The 18759-nt window shown below is 43.4% G+C and carries 13 protein-coding genes; all 13 read left to right on the top strand.

What is annotated here, in order from left to right; all coding sequences use genetic code 11:
• Window positions 1–56: 56 nt before the first annotated feature.
• The 13 genes from tssC (at window position 57) to tssM (ending at window position 18716) form a co-directional block, all read left to right on the top strand.
• Window positions 57–1541, top strand: a complete 1485-nt coding sequence (tssC, locus tag CPY98_RS15385; RefSeq protein ID WP_096388335.1) for a type VI secretion system contractile sheath large subunit — start codon at window positions 57–59, stop codon at window positions 1539–1541.
• Window positions 1542–1545: 4 nt separating this feature from the next.
• Window positions 1546–1974 (top strand): type VI secretion system baseplate subunit TssE, encoded by a 429-nt coding sequence (gene tssE, locus CPY98_RS15380; RefSeq protein ID WP_096388333.1) that lies wholly within the window; start codon window positions 1546–1548, stop codon window positions 1972–1974.
• A 15-nt stretch (window positions 1975–1989) separates the two neighbouring features.
• Window positions 1990–3765 (top strand): type VI secretion system baseplate subunit TssF, encoded by a 1776-nt coding sequence (tssF, locus tag CPY98_RS15375; protein ID WP_096388331.1) that lies wholly within the window; start codon window positions 1990–1992, stop codon window positions 3763–3765.
• The gene (tssG, locus tag CPY98_RS15370) at window positions 3762–4724 is read left to right on the top strand and encodes a type VI secretion system baseplate subunit TssG (protein WP_096388329.1); all 963 of its coding nucleotides are present in this window, start codon (window positions 3762–3764) and stop codon (window positions 4722–4724) included. The genes tssF and tssG overlap by 4 nt, the downstream gene beginning before the upstream one ends.
• A 4-nt stretch (window positions 4725–4728) precedes the next feature.
• Window positions 4729–6012 (top strand): type VI secretion system-associated FHA domain protein TagH, encoded by a 1284-nt coding sequence (tagH, locus tag CPY98_RS15365; RefSeq protein ID WP_096388327.1) that lies wholly within the window; start codon window positions 4729–4731, stop codon window positions 6010–6012.
• Entirely contained in the window at window positions 6012–6521 is a 510-nt protein-coding gene (tssJ, locus tag CPY98_RS15360) for a type VI secretion system lipoprotein TssJ (RefSeq protein WP_096388325.1), read from the top strand. Before tagH ends, tssJ begins: the two co-directional genes overlap by 1 nt.
• Before the next feature lie 2 nt (window positions 6522–6523).
• The gene (gene tssK / locus CPY98_RS15355; RefSeq protein WP_063586599.1) at window positions 6524–7864 is read left to right on the top strand and encodes a type VI secretion system baseplate subunit TssK; all 1341 of its coding nucleotides are present in this window, start codon (window positions 6524–6526) and stop codon (window positions 7862–7864) included.
• A gap of 5 nt (window positions 7865–7869) precedes the next feature.
• On the top strand, window positions 7870–8673 hold the full coding sequence (icmH, locus tag CPY98_RS15350) for a type IVB secretion system protein IcmH/DotU (RefSeq protein WP_227743370.1): 804 nt from the start codon (window positions 7870–7872) through the stop codon (window positions 8671–8673).
• A 65-nt stretch (window positions 8674–8738) separates the two neighbouring features.
• Entirely contained in the window at window positions 8739–11339 is a 2601-nt protein-coding gene (tssH, locus tag CPY98_RS15345) for a type VI secretion system ATPase TssH (RefSeq protein ID WP_096388321.1), read from the top strand.
• Window positions 11339–12847 (top strand): sigma 54-interacting transcriptional regulator, encoded by a 1509-nt coding sequence (locus CPY98_RS15340; RefSeq protein ID WP_096388319.1) that lies wholly within the window; start codon window positions 11339–11341, stop codon window positions 12845–12847. The genes tssH and CPY98_RS15340 overlap by 1 nt, the downstream gene beginning before the upstream one ends.
• On the top strand, window positions 12844–13545 hold the full coding sequence (gene vasI, locus CPY98_RS15335; protein ID WP_096388317.1) for a type VI secretion system-associated protein VasI: 702 nt from the start codon (window positions 12844–12846) through the stop codon (window positions 13543–13545). Before CPY98_RS15340 ends, vasI begins: the two co-directional genes overlap by 4 nt.
• Window positions 13546–13596: 51 nt before the next feature.
• Window positions 13597–15027 (top strand): type VI secretion system protein TssA, encoded by a 1431-nt coding sequence (gene tssA, locus CPY98_RS15330; protein WP_096388315.1) that lies wholly within the window; start codon window positions 13597–13599, stop codon window positions 15025–15027.
• A complete protein-coding gene (gene tssM / locus CPY98_RS15325) occupies window positions 15024–18716 on the top strand; it encodes a type VI secretion system membrane subunit TssM (protein ID WP_096388313.1) in 3693 nt (1230 codons plus the stop codon). Before tssA ends, tssM begins: the two co-directional genes overlap by 4 nt.
• The last annotated feature ends 43 nt before the right edge of the window (window positions 18717–18759 follow it).

The following is an 18759-nucleotide window of genomic DNA, read 5'->3' as shown; positions in this document are numbered from 1 at the left end:
CATTGCTGTGTTATTTATTCTGAGAATGTTTTGAGTGTAAAAAAGGAATTAACCCAATGTCATCAGAAACAGAATTAGAAGGATACAACGTTGAAGAACGTGGGTATTCATCTTCATTACTTAATGAAATAATGGCTCAAACACGACTGACCCCCGGCGATGATGCCTATGATATTGCTAAACAAGGGGTTTCAGCATTTATTAGTAATATTTTAGAAAGTGGAAGCAATAACGAGCCTATCAATAAACTATTGGTTGACCGCATGATTGCTGAGTTAGACAGCAAACTCAGCAAGCAAATGGATGAAGTTTTGCATAGCTCACGGTTTAAAGAGCTGGAGTCATCATGGCGGTCTTTAAAGCTACTCGTTGATCGCACTGATTTTAAAGAAAATATTAAAATTCATGTCTTGCATGCCACTAAAAGTGAGCTTTTAGATGATTTCGAGTATTCACCTGAAATCTCTCAATCTGGCTTCTATAAACATGTCTATGCGAGTGGTTATGGACAGTTTGGTGGCGAGCCGATTGCTTCAGTTATTGGTAGCTATGAGTTTAGCCAAAGCTCAGCAGATATGAAGCTGTTGCAGTATGTTAGCTCTGTGGGCGCTATGGCTCATGCTCCATTTTTATCTTCAGTATCACCATCATTCTTTGGGTTGAATAGCTTTACTGAATTATCTGCAATCAAAGAGTTAAAAGCCGTCTTTGAAGGACCTGCTTATGTAAAATGGCGAGCGTTAAGAGAAACGGAAGATGCGCGTTATATTGGATTAACTGCGCCAAGGTTCTTACTTCGTCTACCGTATGATCGCAATGAAAATCCAGTTAAGTCATTTGATTATCAAGAAGATGTGAATGCCGACCACGAGCACTATCTGTGGGGTAATACGGCATATTTGTTAGCTTCTAACATCACGGATAGCTTTGCTAAATATCGCTGGTGCCCAAACATTATCGGGCCTCAAAGTGGTGGCAGTGTTAATGATCTACCTGTACATATTTTTGATTCTCTTGGGCAGCTGCAAGCGAAGATTCCAACTGAGGTCTTGATTACCGATCGCCGAGAGTATGAACTTGCTGAAGAAGGTTTTATCACTTTAACTATGCGTAAAGGTAGTGATAACGCTGCTTTCTTCTCTGCTAACTCAATACAGAAATGTAAAATTTTCCCACCTACTCGCGAAGGGAAAATTCAAGAGACTAATTATAAGTTAGGTACTCAGCTTCCTTATATGTTTATTGTGAACCGCTTAGCTCATTACATTAAGGTGCTACAGAGAGAACAGCTGGGGGCGTGGAAAGAGAGACAGGACTTACAGCGAGAACTCAACCAGTGGATCCGTCAGTTTGTGGCCGATCAAGAAAACCCACCATCTGAGGTTCGTAGCCGCCGCCCATTACGTGGGGCATCAATTACGGTGAGTGATGTTGATGGTGAGCCGGGTTGGTATCAAGTTTCAATGTCTGTACGCCCGCATTTCAAATATATGGGCGCAAGTTTTGAGCTATCACTCGTTGGTCGCTTAGATAAGGAATAGATGCATGCCTGCACTCACCCCTTGGCAAAGAACTCGGGCGTGTAGCTTGTTTGGGCGTATTGATGAAGGTGCATCAATAGGGTCACTGGACAAGTCCAGTGACCTACTTACGTCGCTGAAACAAAACCTTAACGATGTGTTGAATTCACGCCCTGGATGCTGCCAAAGTAGTCCCGAGCTAGGTGTTGTCGATTTTAATGATGCAACAGGAAGCTCTGTCGATATATCCGCTTCAGTTTGTAAAGCGATTCAACAATGTATTGAGAACTTTGATCCAAGAATAAAATCAGTGGATGTTGCTACCTTTAATAAAGACAGCGATCCCCTAACGTTATTTTTTAGGGTCAAGGCACATATACAATTCGAAGATATAGACAGTGTCGTCAACTTTAATATTCAGCTTGATGATAGTTCTCGCTATCAATTGCGCTAAACTAATTAATTAAATATGAAACTAGAAGATTATTTTAGAGATGAGCTGGCGTATTTACGTAATCAAGGTGCTGAGTTTTCTCAGATATGGCCGCAGTTAACGCGTTTTTTATCTGAGCAAAGTACAGACCCTGATGTTGAGCGTTTGCTGGAAGGGTTTGCATTCCTCTCTGGGAGCCTACGAGAAAAGATTGAAGATGAATTTCCAGAGTTGACTCATGGTCTTCTTAATATGCTTTGGCCTAATTATTTGCGCTCTGTACCGAGTATGACAATAGTTCATTTTTCACCTAAGGAGCAATCGATCAGCGAAGCCGCTTATATTTCAGAAAATGTTTTATTAGGCGCTAAAGCGATAGATGGATTATCCTGCCAGTTTTCGACCTGTCGAGATGTATGGATCCTGCCAATTGAGCTAAATGATGTACAGTCAAATAACAGCAATGAAAATGGAAAGTTAGTACTGTCATTTGATGTCTTTGGTCAAATTAGTTTAGGAAAGATAAATTTAGATAAAATGAGGCTGTATCTTGGTAATAATGACCATAGTGCAACGCAATTGTATTTATGGTTTTTACATCATTTTAAGTCTGCGACCATATTGCTAGATGGCGTTGAGTTTTCCCTGCCAAACATGGATATTTCTCCTGTTGGGTTTAATAATCAAGATGCTCTTTTACCTTATCCAAAAAATGTATATTCAGGTTATAGGATTTTACAAGATTATTTTTGTTTTCCTGAGAGCCTGCTATTTTTGGATTTTAGAGGGTTCAGTTCTCTACCTCAAGAAAAACCAGTTAGAAAGATAGAGATATCCTTTAATTTTGATAAGCCGTTGCCAGCAGATGTAAAAATTCACTCTGATAGCTTAAAACTACATTGTGCCCCTGCTGTTAACCTTTTCCCTCACCACAGTGAACCTTTGCAATTAGATGGGCGGAGTGTTAGCTATCCATTACGAGCTAGCCACTCACGACCAGAGTTTTATGAAATATTTGCAGTTAAGAAAATAGAAGGGTGGCTGACAAAACATGGACACGAACAACGCAATGAAACTCAGCCTGCACGTATTTATCACCCATTTGAAAGTTTTCGTCACCAGACTGAATATGAAAAAGATCGTTCAACACGTTATTATCATTTAGGTGTTCACAATGCGCTTAAATTTGATGGACTAGAACATAGTATTACCTTCGTTCGTGGCGATGAGTCGGTAATCACAGAAGATGAAGAAACTATATCAGCAGAGTTGTTATGCTCTAACCGCCGAATACCCACAAAACTGGGTATTGGTGATATTAGCGTAAGCTATAGTGATACACCTCCGTTTGTCAGCTTTAAAAATATAACTCATCCTACTTTACCTCTTAGGCCTATTATGGATGGAGGATTACAGTGGACGTTAGTTTCAAATTTATCACTTAATTATTTGTCTTTGTTGAACAAGGATGCACTGTTACAAATTATTCGGAATTATGATTTTCCAGCAATGAACGATCAACAAGCATCTAAAATATCACAACGACGTTTGTCAGGGATTGAGCGATTAGAAACTAATCCTGTAGATAGGTTGATTAAGGGACAACCTGTTAGAGGTATTCAGTCAACGTTATATATGAAGCAATCAGCCTTTTCTAGTGAAGGAGATATGTATCTATTTGGTAGTGTTCTTGCTAGATTTTTTTCTTTGTTTGCCAGTGTGAATGCTTTCCATGAATTAACCGTGGTTAATACAGATAGCCAAGCCAGTTATCGTTGGCCGCTTCAATTAGGAAGTCGGTCGCTAATATGACAGAACTTACAAAGATTCAACATTATAATTTCTACCAGCTCGTTGAGCTTCTATACAAAATAGAAAATCGGCAGGTTGAATGTGATAAGGGAAGACTCCCTAGTGAGGAGTTTATTCGCTTCTCTTCATGCGCCTCTCTGGGATTTCCTTCTAGCGATATCGTATCCTTGAAAAAGGATAAACGGGGCTATGATTTAGAAGTTGCCTTTATGGGACTGCATGGTAGTCAGTCCCCGATGCCTGGTTATTATTTAGAACGACTGGCATGGGAGTATGCGCAGCAAGACGGTAATCTTTATCATTTTATTGATTTTTTTAATCATCGTTTTTTAATGTTATTACATCTGGCTTGGCGAAAATATCGCTATTACATCCGTTATCAGGCAGATGGCAATGATGGCTTTTCTCAGATGATGTTTTCGTTAGTTGGCTTAGGGAGCCGAACTTTACGAGATGTGATCCCTGTTAACCACAGCAAAATGCTGGCCTATTCTGGCCTGCTTGCTGCACCAGGTCGATCACCTGACGTTGTATCGGGGCTAATTTCTCATTGTTTTGATTTGCCCAACGTTGAAGTAGAAAGCTGGCAGTATCGCCGAGTCCCAATTGTGTTACACCAACAGAATCGTTTGGGCGAATTAAACTCAGATTTACGTGGAAATTTTGTCATTGGTGATTACTCACCTGACGTTTGTGGAAAATTCACGCTGTGTATTCATGATCTTTCTCACGCTCACTTTTTGCGTTTTTTACCTAATGGTGACCTTTATCGACCTCTAGTCACTTTTGTCTCGTTTATTCTGCGAGACCAGTTGGCTTGGGATCTACAGCTTGGATTGGCGCCAAAGCAGTCGGTGAGAACCTGCTTAGGTCATGATAAAGGCTGCTTATTAGGATGGACGACATTTCTTGGGCAGCCTCCTGTTATCCCCCGTGTAATTATTAGTGTTCAGGAGTAACAACATGGATGGTTCTGCATTTTCATCTGCAACAATAACTCTTTATATCAAAGATATTAAATCGTTGCGTGGAAGTATTGATAGGATGCATGTATTTACAACCGAAGGGGGAAGCTTTGGCTGTGAGCCTATTAGTGTCGGTAACCATTGGTTATTGCAAGACTCGGCGCAGAAAGTCAAACCCCTAAATGCCAATATTATATGGAGTGATGGACAATTCTGTTTACAAGATCTTATTGGTAATTGTCTTATTAATCATTCTAGCCATGGTTGCCCTTCTGAGACATTAATTGCCCTATCCCAGAGTGATTCTATAAGTATTGGGGAATTAAATCTTAGTGTTCATTTACAATTAAATGAGCATTCCCCAGCGGCACCAGACTATTTACAGATACAAAATATTATTAGCACTGAAGAGTTGAATAATGTTAACCGTGTCATCAATGAACCAACAAATCTAACTCATTCTCAATATAATTTAAGCACATCAATAAAAGAACCAAATATGCAATCTTTTGAACCCAATACATTAGGTGTTAACCGTAATTCTGTAGCTGATAACTCATCCTCTCATTTATTAGATAATCCGTTAATGTCTCGTACAGAGCCGGTTGTTACTTCACAAGAAGAACATATGATGGATGATGAGTATCTTGATGTTCCATCCTCTTTTTATTCGGCGCCATTGAATGAAAGCAATGCGGATATCTTTGAAAATGTTGCTTTGACGCCCGTACTGCGTGGTTTAGGTGAATTTTTACCTTTTAGAGATAGTCAGGTTGCAAATAGTTTTCTTGAAGAAGCGGGAAGAACACTGCATGCGACTGTTCAAGGGTTATTAGATCTCCATCAAGCTCAAAAAAATACAAAGAAACAGCTACAACCTATCGAAGATAATCCTCTGCGTTTGGGGCTGAACTATAAAGAAACGGTCGAGACTCTTTATGGAGATCAAAAAAGTCAGGTTCATCTCACTCCTTCAGCGGCAGTTGCTGAAAGCCTTACTCACATGCGATTGCATTATCAGGCTTCAAATCGGGCTATTGATGCGGCTCTTTCTTCTGTGATTCAGAGCTTTTCGCCATCCGTTTTAATGGCTCGATTTCAACGTTATCGCAGAGATCGCATAACGAGTATCAATGATCCAAATTGGGTCTGGGAAATGTATCAACACTATTTCAATGAGCTGCTCTCTGGGCGCCAAATTGGCGTAGAAAAATTATTTCATGAAGTCTATGAGCAAGTTTATGACCAGACTTTGCGTCAGCTTCAAGGTGAGGAATCTTGATGACTCTATGGCGAAAAATACCCGCAATTCTGCTATCGATATTGCTATTGAGTGGGTGCGGAAAAGGGCCTTGGTTTGGCAAGGAAGAACCTGACGCAAGTAAGTTGTCATCTACTTTGGGATTAACATTGTTGGCAGACGATGACATAAACCCAAATAGTGATAATGAAGCCTCTCCGCTGGCTTTTCAGGTGATATTGATGTCTGAGGACTCGAAATTGCTAGCTGCGGATTATGACCAACTGACAGCAAAAGATATGAAAGAGGTTCTTGGGAAAAACTATATTGATCATCAAGACTTCACGTTATTACCGGGTCAATATAAATATATTTATCCTACTGAGCTAGATAGCAAAGTTCACTATATCGGTGTGGCTGCTTATTACAGTAAGCCAAATGGTGCTCAATGGAAAAAAGTATTAAAACTAGCGCCCATCGGACACAAATACCAAGTGCTAGTGCATTTGCATAAGGCAGAAATTGATGTACGCAAGGAAAGCGAGGATTAATTATGTTGACACGTAACCGTATTATTTGGAGTGAAGGCTTATTTATTAAGCCGCAGCATTTCCAACAGCAACAACGTCATATTGATTATCTATTACACAGCCGATTTTCTGCTTTAGGTGAGCACTTCTCGGGTGTTACCGAATTGAAAATCAATGATGATCATCTCAGCTTTGGCCGAATTACACTGAGTAGTGCCTCAGGTGTTATGCCCGATGGTAGTGTTTTTAGTCTACCCTATGACGATGTAATGCCTCTGCCACTCGAAATTAATGATGCCAGTTTAGTCGGACAAACTGTTTATTTAGTGCAAGCATTAGCGAACGACCATGTTGCAGAAGTTAATCTGCAGAATCATTCTGGGCCAAACCACTCTCGTTATCAATCACACCAAGAAGATGTACGCGATCTCTATTCTCTGAGTGCTGATATAACCGAACTCCCGCTGGCAAAAGTGAACTTACGCCTTATGCTGGAGAGCCAAGATAGAAGTACCTATGCGGCGTTGCCAATTGCAAAAATTGCGGATAAACGTCCCGATGGCAGCATTCTGCTGGATAGTGAATTTATTCCAACGTGTCTTTCTATTAGTGCAACACCACGATTAAAAAGTTTCTTATCAGAAATTAGCGGGTTAATAACAGAAAGAGCCAAAAACTTAGCTGAGCGAATTGGCTCACCTAATCAACAAGGCGTTGCTGACGTTGCTGAATTTATGCTGCTGCAAATGCTAAATAGAGTTCAACCGCGGTTGCAGCATTTAACGCGTCGGGCAACGCTTCATCCTGAGCCCTTATTCCATGAATTGATAGGTCTTTGTGGCGAGATGATGACATTTACTGATGCTTCTCGATTACCCATAGATACGCCTGTTTATCGGCATGACAATTTGCAACTTAGCTATACACCGCTGATGTTAGCGCTCCGCCAAGCATTGAGCACCGTACTTTCGCCACGCGCAGTCTCATTGCAACTACGCGAGCAGCGTTTTGGTGTGCTGGTAGCGGTAGTCGGTCAAGTTGAGTTACTACAAGAGGCTGAATTTGTATTGGCTATTCGTGCAAATATGCCGTTAGACATATTGAGCAAACAGTTTGTGCAGCAAAGTAAAGTGGCGACGCCAGAGAAAATTATGCAGCTGGTTAGCTCACATACCCAAGGTATCCAACTTCGTCTACTTACCTCAACGCCAAGACAGCTGCCGTACCACAGCGGTTATATCTATTTTTCTCTCGATCGTCAGAGTCCACATTGGCCTGAACTGACTAAAGATAGTGGGTTTGCATTTCATATCGGAGGGAAATTCCCAAACCTTGATATGCAGTTCTGGGCGATTAGGAGATGACATCAATGGATATCGTCAATAGCGACAAAACAGGGAAAAATAGCGCTGAGTTTGCTGTGGGTGCGGCTGGTTTAGAGCATGCGACCAGCGACGATGCACTTTCTTGCTTCGTGCATCGAAACCCATTGATCGAGGCTTCTGCGCCGCTACTGGGCCTTATTAATCGTATTAAGTCATTGAATGAACCACCGTTGATCCCTCCTTTGATTGCTCAAGTGGAGCAAGAAATTAGAAATACGCTCCAGAGGCTTGAGGTTGAAAACTATGAGCCAGGTATTTTGCTGTCTTGGAGTTACTTTTTTTGCACTTTCATCGACGAAATGGTGATGGCTAGACCGTGGGGAGTTGATGGTTGGGCGCAACATACATTATTAGTCCGTTTTCACAGCGAGACTTGGGGAGGGGAGAAGTGTTTTCAATTGATAGATCGGCTGCTTCTCGAACCGTCTCGGTATCGTGATTTGTTAGCGTTTATACATTTATGTTTGTGCTTGGGTTTCCAAGGGCGCTATCGGATGACAATGCAATATCAAGAAGATAGAGAAAAGATTCTGCGCAATATCCACCAAAAACTACAGGTGTTAAATAAAATTGACCCAACGCGAGGCTCGGAGATCCTGAATGCTACCGTAGTGCATTTTGGGAAATCCAATAGTGAATCTCGATATCGCTTGAATCGATATTTAACCGGGAAAAAAGTTTTCTGGGGGCTGGTGACAGTGGCCTTATTGGGCTATGGGATTTTTGCGTGGGGTTTACATAATCAGACTCAAGACATTATTACTCGGTTAAATGATTTGTTGCCATAAATTGTTCATGGATGAGGAGAAGCGTGTATATCCCGCTTACCCCGTGTTTTCACAAGGAGAAATACGTGATTAGAATCGATCTTCCTGCCTTAGTTGAGCGCCTTAACCCAGTAGCTCGTAATGCTTTAGAAAATGCTGCGGCTTCGAGTTTAAACCAGCAGGCTACGGAAATTACGGTAGGGCATTTTTTATATCAGCTGCTAGATACGCCTCTGTGTGATCTGCGGCTGATATTTGGTCAACTCGGCGTAAACATAGATTCCTTAAGGCAAAGCTTGTTAAATCAGCCTGTCGACCATTCACCATACCCACAAAGTTATCCGAGTTTTTCGCCTTTGCTTGTCGAGTGGCTACAAGATAGCTGGCTCCTTGCTTCTATCGAGCTAAAGCATGAAAACTTGCGTAGTGGCGTGCTACTTCTTGGATTATTGCACCATCGGCACCGTTATTTACCGGTTGAAATTAGCTATCGTTTAGATGAATTAAATCGAGAGCAGATTGCGAAGGATTTTATTGTATTAACCCAAGACTCAGCAGAGATGCCGGTGGTTAAAACTCAAGATGAATCAAGCACATCACCCAGCCAAAATGGCAACGCTGACGGCTCGCTTTTATCTCGTTTTACCTTGAATGTGACAGAACAGGCCCGCACTGGAAAATTGGATCCGGTGCTATGTCGTGATGCTGAAATTGATTTAATGATCGATATTTTATGCCGCCGTAGGAAAAATAATCCGATCGTAGTCGGTGAGGCTGGGGTGGGGAAAAGCGCACTCATTGAAGGGCTGGCATTGCGCATTATTGCAAATCAGGTGCCTGAAAAAATACAAGGCAGTGAGCTGCTGAGTCTAGACCTAGGTGCAATGCAGGCTGGGGCATCGGTAAAAGGTGAATTTGAAAAACGTTTCAAAGGGCTTATGCAAGAGGTCCTAGAAGCTGAACATTCTATTATTTTATTTATTGATGAGGCCCATACATTAATAGGCGCAGGAAACCAGCAAGGTGGGTTAGACGTTTCAAACTTGCTTAAACCGGCATTGGCGCGTGGCGAGCTTAAAACGATAGCGGCGACAACGTGGCATGAATATAAAAAATATATTGAAAAAGACGCTGCGTTATCAAGACGTTTCCAAATCGTGCAGGTGAAAGAGCCTTCAATTGAGCAAGCAACGATTATTCTGCGAGGTTTACAGTCTCGTTATGAAGAGGCTCATGGTGTCCTTATCAATGAAGATGCTATTCAGGCAGCAGCTCAGCTCAGTGCTCGTTATCTATCGGGGCGTCAGCTACCGGATAAAGCGATAGACGTCTTGGATACGGCCTGTGCTCGGTGTGCAATTAATATGACAACACCGCCGCGCAATATTAGCGCGTTGCGAACACAACTATGTGAATGCCAGCTTGAAATTTCCAATATAGAGCGTGAACAACGCATTGGATTAAACGACCACGCCAGTCGATTGAGCGATCTTTATCAGCTTCAGCAAGTATTAAAAAATGACCTTGATGAACAGCAGGCTACTTGGCAAAAACAGCAAGTGCTGGTTATTGATATTATTAAACAACGGCAAGCTATTTTAGCGGGCGAAAGTACCCCGCAGCTGGCTGAAAAACTAGTTAAGCTTGAGCATGAATTAGCTGAATTACAGTTGCAAACCGTCAACGTTTCTCCTCATGTTGACCGGCTTCTTATCGCTTCTGTTATTGCCGAATGGACAGGTGTCCCCTTAAATCAAATATCGCGCAGTGAGCTTAAAGTTATTACTGAGCTACCTGACTATTTGGGAGAAGATATCAAAGGGCAAAGTTTAGCACTGAGCCATTTACATCGTCACTTATTAACCGCGCGTGCAGATTTACGTAAAACGGGACGGCCTCTAGGAGCATTCTTGCTGGTAGGGCCAAGCGGTGTTGGTAAAACTGAAACCGTTTTGCGCATTGCCGATCTGCTGTTCGGGGGGCGCGCTTGGTTAACCAGCATTAATATGTCTGAATTTCAGGAAAAACATACTGTGTCTCGGCTTATCGGCTCCCCTCCTGGATATGTTGGCTATGGCGAAGGGGGGATTCTCACAGAGGCTATTCGCCAAAAACCATACTCAGTTGTACTACTGGACGAGGTTGAAAAAGCACACCCTGATGTTCTGAATCTTTTCTATCAAGCCTTTGATAAAGGAGAGCTTGCCGATGGCGAGGGGCGAATCATTGATTGCAAAAATATCGTCTTTTTCCTGACCTCAAACTTGGGGTATCAGGTTATCGATGAATTGCACCATCGACCTGATGAAATTCAAGATGCTCTTTATCCTGAGCTCGCTGCATTTTTCAAACCTGCACTATTGGCGCGTATGGAAGTGATCCCATATCTACCATTGGCACCTGACGTTCTCAGGGAAATTGTTGCCAATAAATTGGCTCATCTGAATAAAACGTTGGCAGAGCGTTTTCATGCAGAAGTTGTCATTGACGAGGAGGTTCATGAGGAAATATTGCAACGTGCCCACCGCAAAGAGAATGGCGCTCGTATGTTGGAATCGATTATTGATGGCGTGTTATTACCTCCTGTATCGCTAGTTTTATTGCAGCGCTTGGCTTCCGGTGAAGCTATCACGAAAATTCATTTCGGTGTGAAAAGCGGAGAGTTCAGCATTGAGGTAGATAGCTGATGAATCTTTCAGTGCAGCAGGCCACGTTGGCACTGTTGTCATGTGAATGTTTAGAAACGTTAGGACAGGCGCTTTGCGAATGTATTTTGCAATGGGCGCCTGAGGCATATTTAATTGTGGGATATATATCGCCGAGTAAGCAAGATCTTGCCTGTTATTCAAATGGCAAAGGCGAATCGATATTAACATTACAGTTTGACGATTTTAGTCATCCATTCGCCCAAGTAATGCGTACGGGAAAGTCAGCTGTCTGGTCAACGTTAAACTATGGGGTGCGTATTGAGCATCCTGAGTTTCGAGCGCTAGTGCAAAATATGGGGAAAGAGTGTGGCTTATCCGTTCAGCCTTTCTTTGATAATCAGCAGAGGCTCGTAGGGTTATTTGCTATTTTCGATATGCCTAAGGTTCTTAATACGTTAATGCAGCCAGAGCATGCTTTTCTCTATTTATTACAGGTGTATTTGTTGCAGGTTAAGCATTTAAAAAAGACCGCTGATTTAGTCTCTAAAAATAATGCCCGTCATGAAGTTTCGTATATCCAACAGAGAGAAAAAAACAACATATCGCATGCAGTGCAACGGGCATTTGTCGGCAGAAGTTCTTATGTTTGCCAATTACGCAAAAAAGTCCAGGTGGCTATAACGCATGAAGCTCCTATCAGTATTGAAGGCGAAAGTGGCAGTGGTAAAAGCAGGCTGGCGGTTTTGCTACACACGTTATCTGGGCGGAAAGGCGCTTTGGTTATTGTCGATTGCAATAGCTTAGATTTACAGCAACAGGGTAGGCGCCTTTTTGGTGCGGATAATGTTAGTGAAAGCGCTTTGATAGAGGCAAACAACGGAACAATACTACTGGAGAATATTGATCAACTTGCGCCTTGTTGGTATGGCCGATTACAGCATGCTCTTGATTGTGGGGAGGTGCATTCAAGCCAAAAATATGATTTCGCCGTAAGCCAATTTCGCATGCTAACTACGAGTTGCCAATCCTTATCAGCTCTGGCAGCAACGGTTCCATCTTTTCACTCTTTATATTTACGACTTAATCACTATCCGCTGATGCTGCAACCGCTACGTTGTTGGCGTGAAGATCTCGAACTTCTGGTACCAAATATTATTTCAGAGCTTTGTCAGCAGCATCATAGACCGGAGTTTGTTATCCCTAATGAATGGCTTGCGCCTCTTCATGGTTATCACTTTCCTGGCAATATCTTAGAGCTGAAAACATTGCTCGAAATTCTGATACTCGAATATTCGGATGCGGAATTATCAGTAGTTCACGAAATCCTCGCAGAACGATTAACTCATAGCCTTAGCACAGAGCCTATTGCCATGCCTGACTACACACAATCTGGCACTTTGAAAGAGGTGATTTCTGTTTTTGAAAAGGCCGTGATTAGTCATCGACTTATTAGGAAAAACTCAAATAAAGAGAGGGTTGCTAATAGTTTGGCAATTTCCCGCCGTTCATTAGATATGAAATGTAAGAAATTAGGGCTATCCAAATGACAATAAAACTAAGAAGAGGCCTGCTTTTTATTGCACTCATTCCGTGTTTGGTTTTTGCTGCGGAAAAACCTAAAAAGCCAGATGCCAACGCACCACTATCAGCAGATGTGCAGCAAGCCATGGAAGCGTGCCGTAATGAGCCTTTCCCGTTGCCACGTTTGCAGTGTTATGACCAAGCATGGCATCCCAAAATGCAGAATGTAGGTATACCCCTTGGTAAAACGAAAACAGATAAACCTGATGAAACATGGCAGTTGGTGATGACTCAAGAACATCAACGCTCTGTTGATGCCCCAACCTTGCTATTACGTGAGCTCAATAATACCAGTGGCGAGCCCGTTTTAATGATGACAACCCCGAGCCAAGAGGGAAGTGCGGTGCCCGCTATTTTAGCCATAAGCTGCGTGGAGAATATTACTCGAATGCAGCTGGTATTTAGCCAGCCATTAGGCGATGGAGAAAGTCCTTTAACACTAAGAACCAGTAAGAATGACATTGATACCCGCTGGTTTTGGCGCTCGAGTGGCTATCGTCTCGAATCTAGCCGTGGACTGAGTGGCATAGCCGAAATTCAGCAGTTATTCGGTAGCACAACGCTCACTATCATTGCGGATAGCAAGGCGCTAAACGGGCTCACCTTTCAACTCAATAATCTCCAAACAACGCTACAGCCGCTACGTAAGGCGTGTCACTGGTAATAACAAAATACTGGCGGGATAAGCCGGTAACTACAGGGATATGTAATAAAAATGACCACAATTGAAAATACGGTATTGATGGAGCATCCATGGCGTCAGCGGGTTTTGGCATTATTACCAGAAGCAAATATCGTTGCTCGGATCCCTGATGATTTTCCTGAATGGGAGTTTATTGATACTGAGATAGCGAAGCTTGGATCATTGTCGCATGAGCAGGTAGATATTGCAGCGCTCCAAAATGGATGTTTGCGCTTGCTGGAGTCGGAATGTAAAGACATGCGGATCATGGTTCATTTGCTACGGACGTTGCAGCATGGTGGTGAACCATCAAACATTGCCCTCGCTTCTACCCTGCTCGTTGATTATGTCAGTCATTTGGGGTCGCAAGCATGGCCCCAAGATAGCAAATTACGGCATCGCCTATTACTGCAGGTTATTAAGCGCTTTGCGAGCAGTGCTGGGCATTTCTGTCAGTTGGCTGATGCCCATTCTCGTGAGCTTGTACGTAATGGCTTACTTCAACTGCAAATGCTATTTGAGTCGACAGATCCTGCATTAGCAAATGAGGTCGCTCATCTCATACCTCAGTTTGCACAGGTTGTGGCAGAGAAGGTCGATATGCCAGCACTGCAAAGCCAGAGTAACAGCGCAGCATCTCACACAGTCCAAAATGCTGCTGCCTCGCTGATGCCTAAAGTCGAAATTCAGCACGATTCAGATCGAGTTTGGAAGCAAACGCTGCTGAAAATTGCCGAGCTTCTCTGTGAAAGCCAGCCTGATGATCCCATCGGCTATAGCCTGCGCCGTCATGCAATCTGGTACACCTTAAAGACCGCCCCGCTGTGTAAGGATGGGCGGATTACTCAGCTTGCCGCTGTTTCTCACGACCGTGTTGCTGATTATCGAACTGCGCTAGCGAATGCTGGCTTGCCTCTTTGGCAGCAGATAGAAACGAGCATCACACTGGCGCCATATTGGTTCGATGGGCACTTTCTTTCGGCCCAGATTGCTCGCCAGCTAGGGTATAGCACGGTGGCTGAATCCATCAGACAGTCGGTGCAACGGCTGCTAGAAAAAATACCTGCGCTGAACGCCATGACATTTAGTGATGGAACGCCGTTTATTGGTGATGACACGCGCCAGTGGCTTGAGGAAAAACAGAAAAACACTGAGATTTCAGCGGGCTCTTATGAAAATGTTTGGGCGCAATATCGTGAAAATGGCTTAAGTGCGGCCTTAAAACAATTAGAAAACCAACAATCTCGTGAACAGGAACCTCGTGAGCAGTTTTATAACCAACTGACAATTGCGCAACTGCTTATGGAAGCAGGGATGACGACATTATCCAACCAACATTTTGAGAATTTATGGCGTAATAGCCATGGTGTGACCCTTGCGGAGTGGGAGCCTTCACTGCTGTCACAGCTAGAAGAACACATTGCTGAGCGCACTGTTGTTACCGCTGAGGAGTCAGTATCATGAATGTTCTTTCAATTATCTCATCAATTTCCTCATTTGCCTCTAACGTGCTAACACCGGTGCGTTATTTCCGTAATTTATTGCGTTTTCGGATTCCTTTTTCGTTACCACGCCCTACGTTTTCATTAACGATCCTCTGGGTATTATGGATTATTGGCCTATTTAGTATCTGGTGGTGGGGGCCTCGGTGGCATATCGGCGATATGTCCCCACTTAGTACGCCAAGCCGCCAAGTCGTTGCGACATTAGGCATGTTGTTGCTCGCGCTGGTGGTCATTATTGTTTATCTCTATTCGCAAATTTCCAAAACGGTCGCTATTCAGCAGCAGGATGAATCTGAACCCTATAAAAATAGCATGGAGCAACAATCTGGATATTTGCAAACATGGCTAGCGCAATACCAGCAGCGAAGTCATCGTCGAAATGCAATGTATGCACGTCCTTGGTATATCGTGATGGGGGAAAGCTTAAGTGGGAAAACGAGCCTGATTCAAAAGTCTAATCAAATTATTCCCATTGGCACCGCTGATACACCCACTATTGCGAATAAAGAAGGTTCCGGCGTAAAAACATTACAACTTTGGTTAACACAGCAGGCCGTAATAATAGATCCTCCCGGTGAGTTTTTTGGCCAGAATAGTTCTGATGAAAAAAGTAATGAAATTACTCGAGGCCATGCATTACGTTTGAACTTGCAAGATTGGTTAATGAAAGTGCGCCAGCGCCAGCCTCTCAATGGGGCGATTTTGACCATTAATATCCAAGAGATTATGGAGATGACGGCAGAAGCGCGACGTGAATGGTCCCAGAAATGGCAGGCTTATATTCTGGAAATGAGCGATCGTTTTGCTTGCCGTATACCGGTCTATTTAGTTTTCACTAAGTTAGATGTTATGACCGGTTTTGAGACAATTTATCCTGTTCTTGAGCGTTCACGACTTGATGAGACATTGGGTATCACGTTTGCATTAGACGCGGTTGATGATGACTCGTGGCGCAAGGAACTGACTCAATTTTGGGGAGAGTGGCAGGAAAACTTTAATAATCTGATGCCGGATCAAATGGTTCATCGTACGTCGCTCGACCTTCGTTCTGCATTATTCAATTTTGTAGGGCAAATTGCGGGCGTAAAACTGGTTGTTGAAGAGCTGATTACAGGATTAAAACGACATTATAATCGTGACCCTGGCCGGCAAATGCTTATTCGTGGCTGTTATTTTACTTCTAGCTTGCAGCAAAACAGACGCAGCGATTTTTTCAGTGACGCGGTATGCCGTCATTATAAGCTCCATGTTAGCCATAAAAACGTGTGGGCAAACCAAGATAACCAGCGCAGCTATTTCATACCTCAACTCTTTAATCAGGTTCTTTTTTCTGAGCCTAATTTAGCGGGTGAAAATCATGAACATGTCAAAATTAGGCGTCATAACCTGACGCTTATTGCCGTGATTTCAGGTGGCTTTGCTCTGCTGTTACTGAGTGGTTGGTATTATTATTATTTGAAAAACTATCATGCCGGAGAAGTTGCGCTCAATAAGGTAAGTGAATTTCAGAAGCTTGGTGAACCCATGAGTAAATTACCTCTGGGGGCTGATTGGCTACCTCATATGGATCTTATTCGTGATGCGACGATGTCTTACGGTGACTATCGTGAGAAAAATCAGTTCATGTCAGATATGGGGCTTTATCAAGGGGCCAAAATTGGCCAATTAGTAGAAAAAACCTATTTACGCTTGCTTGAATCGCGCTTCTTGCCTGTGCTGATGAAAGACCTCCAACAGCATCTTGATAGCGCTCCGGCAAATAGCGAAGAGAAACTCGCTCTGCTGCGTATTATGCGCATGATTGATGATAAGAGTGGTCGAAATATCCCGCTAGTGGAAGATTATATGCGTGCGCGTTGGCAAACCGCATATACCGGACAGCGTGATGTACAAGAGCGCCTGATGACGCACCTTGATTACGCATTACAGCATACGGATTGGGCTCTGGATCGCAGCCAATCAAATGCAGAAGCTATCAAAATGTATGAGCCATTTGCTTCTTCAATTCGTTCTGCCCAGATTGAATTAAGCAAATTACCCCTGTATCAGCGTGTTTACCAAAACCTCATTATTAAGGCGAAAACTCAGCTTCCTCAGGATATGGATTTACGCACCGAAATTGGTGCCCAGTTTGATACGGTTTTCGTTGCTGACAACGAAGAACTTCTCAAAGTACCTCAGTTCTGGTCCCGCTATGGACTTAGCCGCTTCTTTGTAAAACAAACCGATAAGCTGGTTTCTATTACGGCGCTTGACTCGTGGGTCTTGGGCTTAACCGACAACGTCGATTATAGCGATGCCGATAAGGCCGAGATTGAACGTCAAATCACAGAGCGTTATGTCGGTGATTACACCAGCACCTGGCGTAATGCGGTCAATAATCTGAGCATTAGGCCTTTTGATGATGTTGAGCAGGCTTCAGATGCGTTAGATGCGGTGCTCAACAACGGGCAGCCTCTCTGGCGCACGCTTGTTTTGCTTGGCGATAATACTCAGCCTCATTTAGTGGCTGCGCTATCGAGTGAAGTCAAAACACCGTCAGTGGTGGTAGCCAAAGGGCAAAAAGACAGCTCTGTTGCCAGTAAGGTTCTGAATTCAGCTCAAAAAGAATCGCTCAATCAGCTCGACAATCAGCCAGAGTACCTGCTACTCAATCGTATTAGCCGTTCGTTCTCCGAGCAAAATGCATTGGTTGAAAATGGGGATGATCAAAACGGTCAAGTCCAGCAGGCCTACAAAGCACTCAATGAAATGAGCAACGAGCTGCACCGAATTAGTAATGCCCCAGAACCGGGTAAAGCCGCGTTGCTTCTGGTGCAGATGAGGTTGCAGCAGAATAATGCGGATGCCTTCTTTACCGCTCAACAACTCTCTAAAAATTTGTCTGATCCACTTGGACGCTGGGTAGAACAACTGGCAGAGAACAGTTGGAATACAGTAACCGCGCTGGCTTTAAAATCGCTCGAGGCCGAATGGTCTAAAACGGTCGTTACGCCATTCACGACCCAAATGGCCGACCGCTATCCGTTCGATCCTAAAGCGACTAAAGAAGTTGCACTGAGCGATATGGAGCGTTTCTTTGCGCCAAATGGGACTTTAGATAGTTTCTATAAAAACAACCTTAAAGTCTTTATTGAAGACAGTGGTTCTTTGGATCGCGACGGTAATAGCCTCATTCGCCCTGAAATATTAACGGCGTTGGAGCAAGGCGAAAAAATTCGCTCAACCTTCTTCTCTGCTCAAAATGGTTTTGGGATTCAGTTTGCCGTTGCGCCGGTCGATTTGAGTTCAAACAAACGTCGTGCGGTGCTTAATTTGGATGGTCAACTACTGGACTACACCCAAGGAAATAGCCATACGGCGCATTTAGTTTGGCCGAATACCATGCGTGCGGGAAATGAAAGTAAGTTAACGCTGGTGCCTGATATCAGTGGAGGATCCCCGCGCAGCTTTGGTTATGTTGGGCCATGGGCGATGTTCCGTTTGTGGGATAAAGGTGAACTGACCAACGTGCAGGATAGCAGTTTTGATGTCCGTTTCTCTGTAGATAACGGCACGATGACCTACCGCGTATTTATGGATGCATCAAACAATCCGTTTGCTGGTGGCTTATTCAGTCAGTTTACTTTGACTGACCAACTTTACTGATCAGGAGAATATCAGTGTCGTTGGTGATGTACCGGCGGCACTG

This window comes from Hafnia sp. CBA7124 (assembly GCF_002355555.1).
GTDB lineage: Bacteria > Pseudomonadota > Gammaproteobacteria > Enterobacterales > Enterobacteriaceae > Hafnia > Hafnia alvei.
The sequence above is the reverse complement of the archived record's forward strand: the minus strand, read 5'-3'. Positions and strand labels throughout refer to the sequence as shown.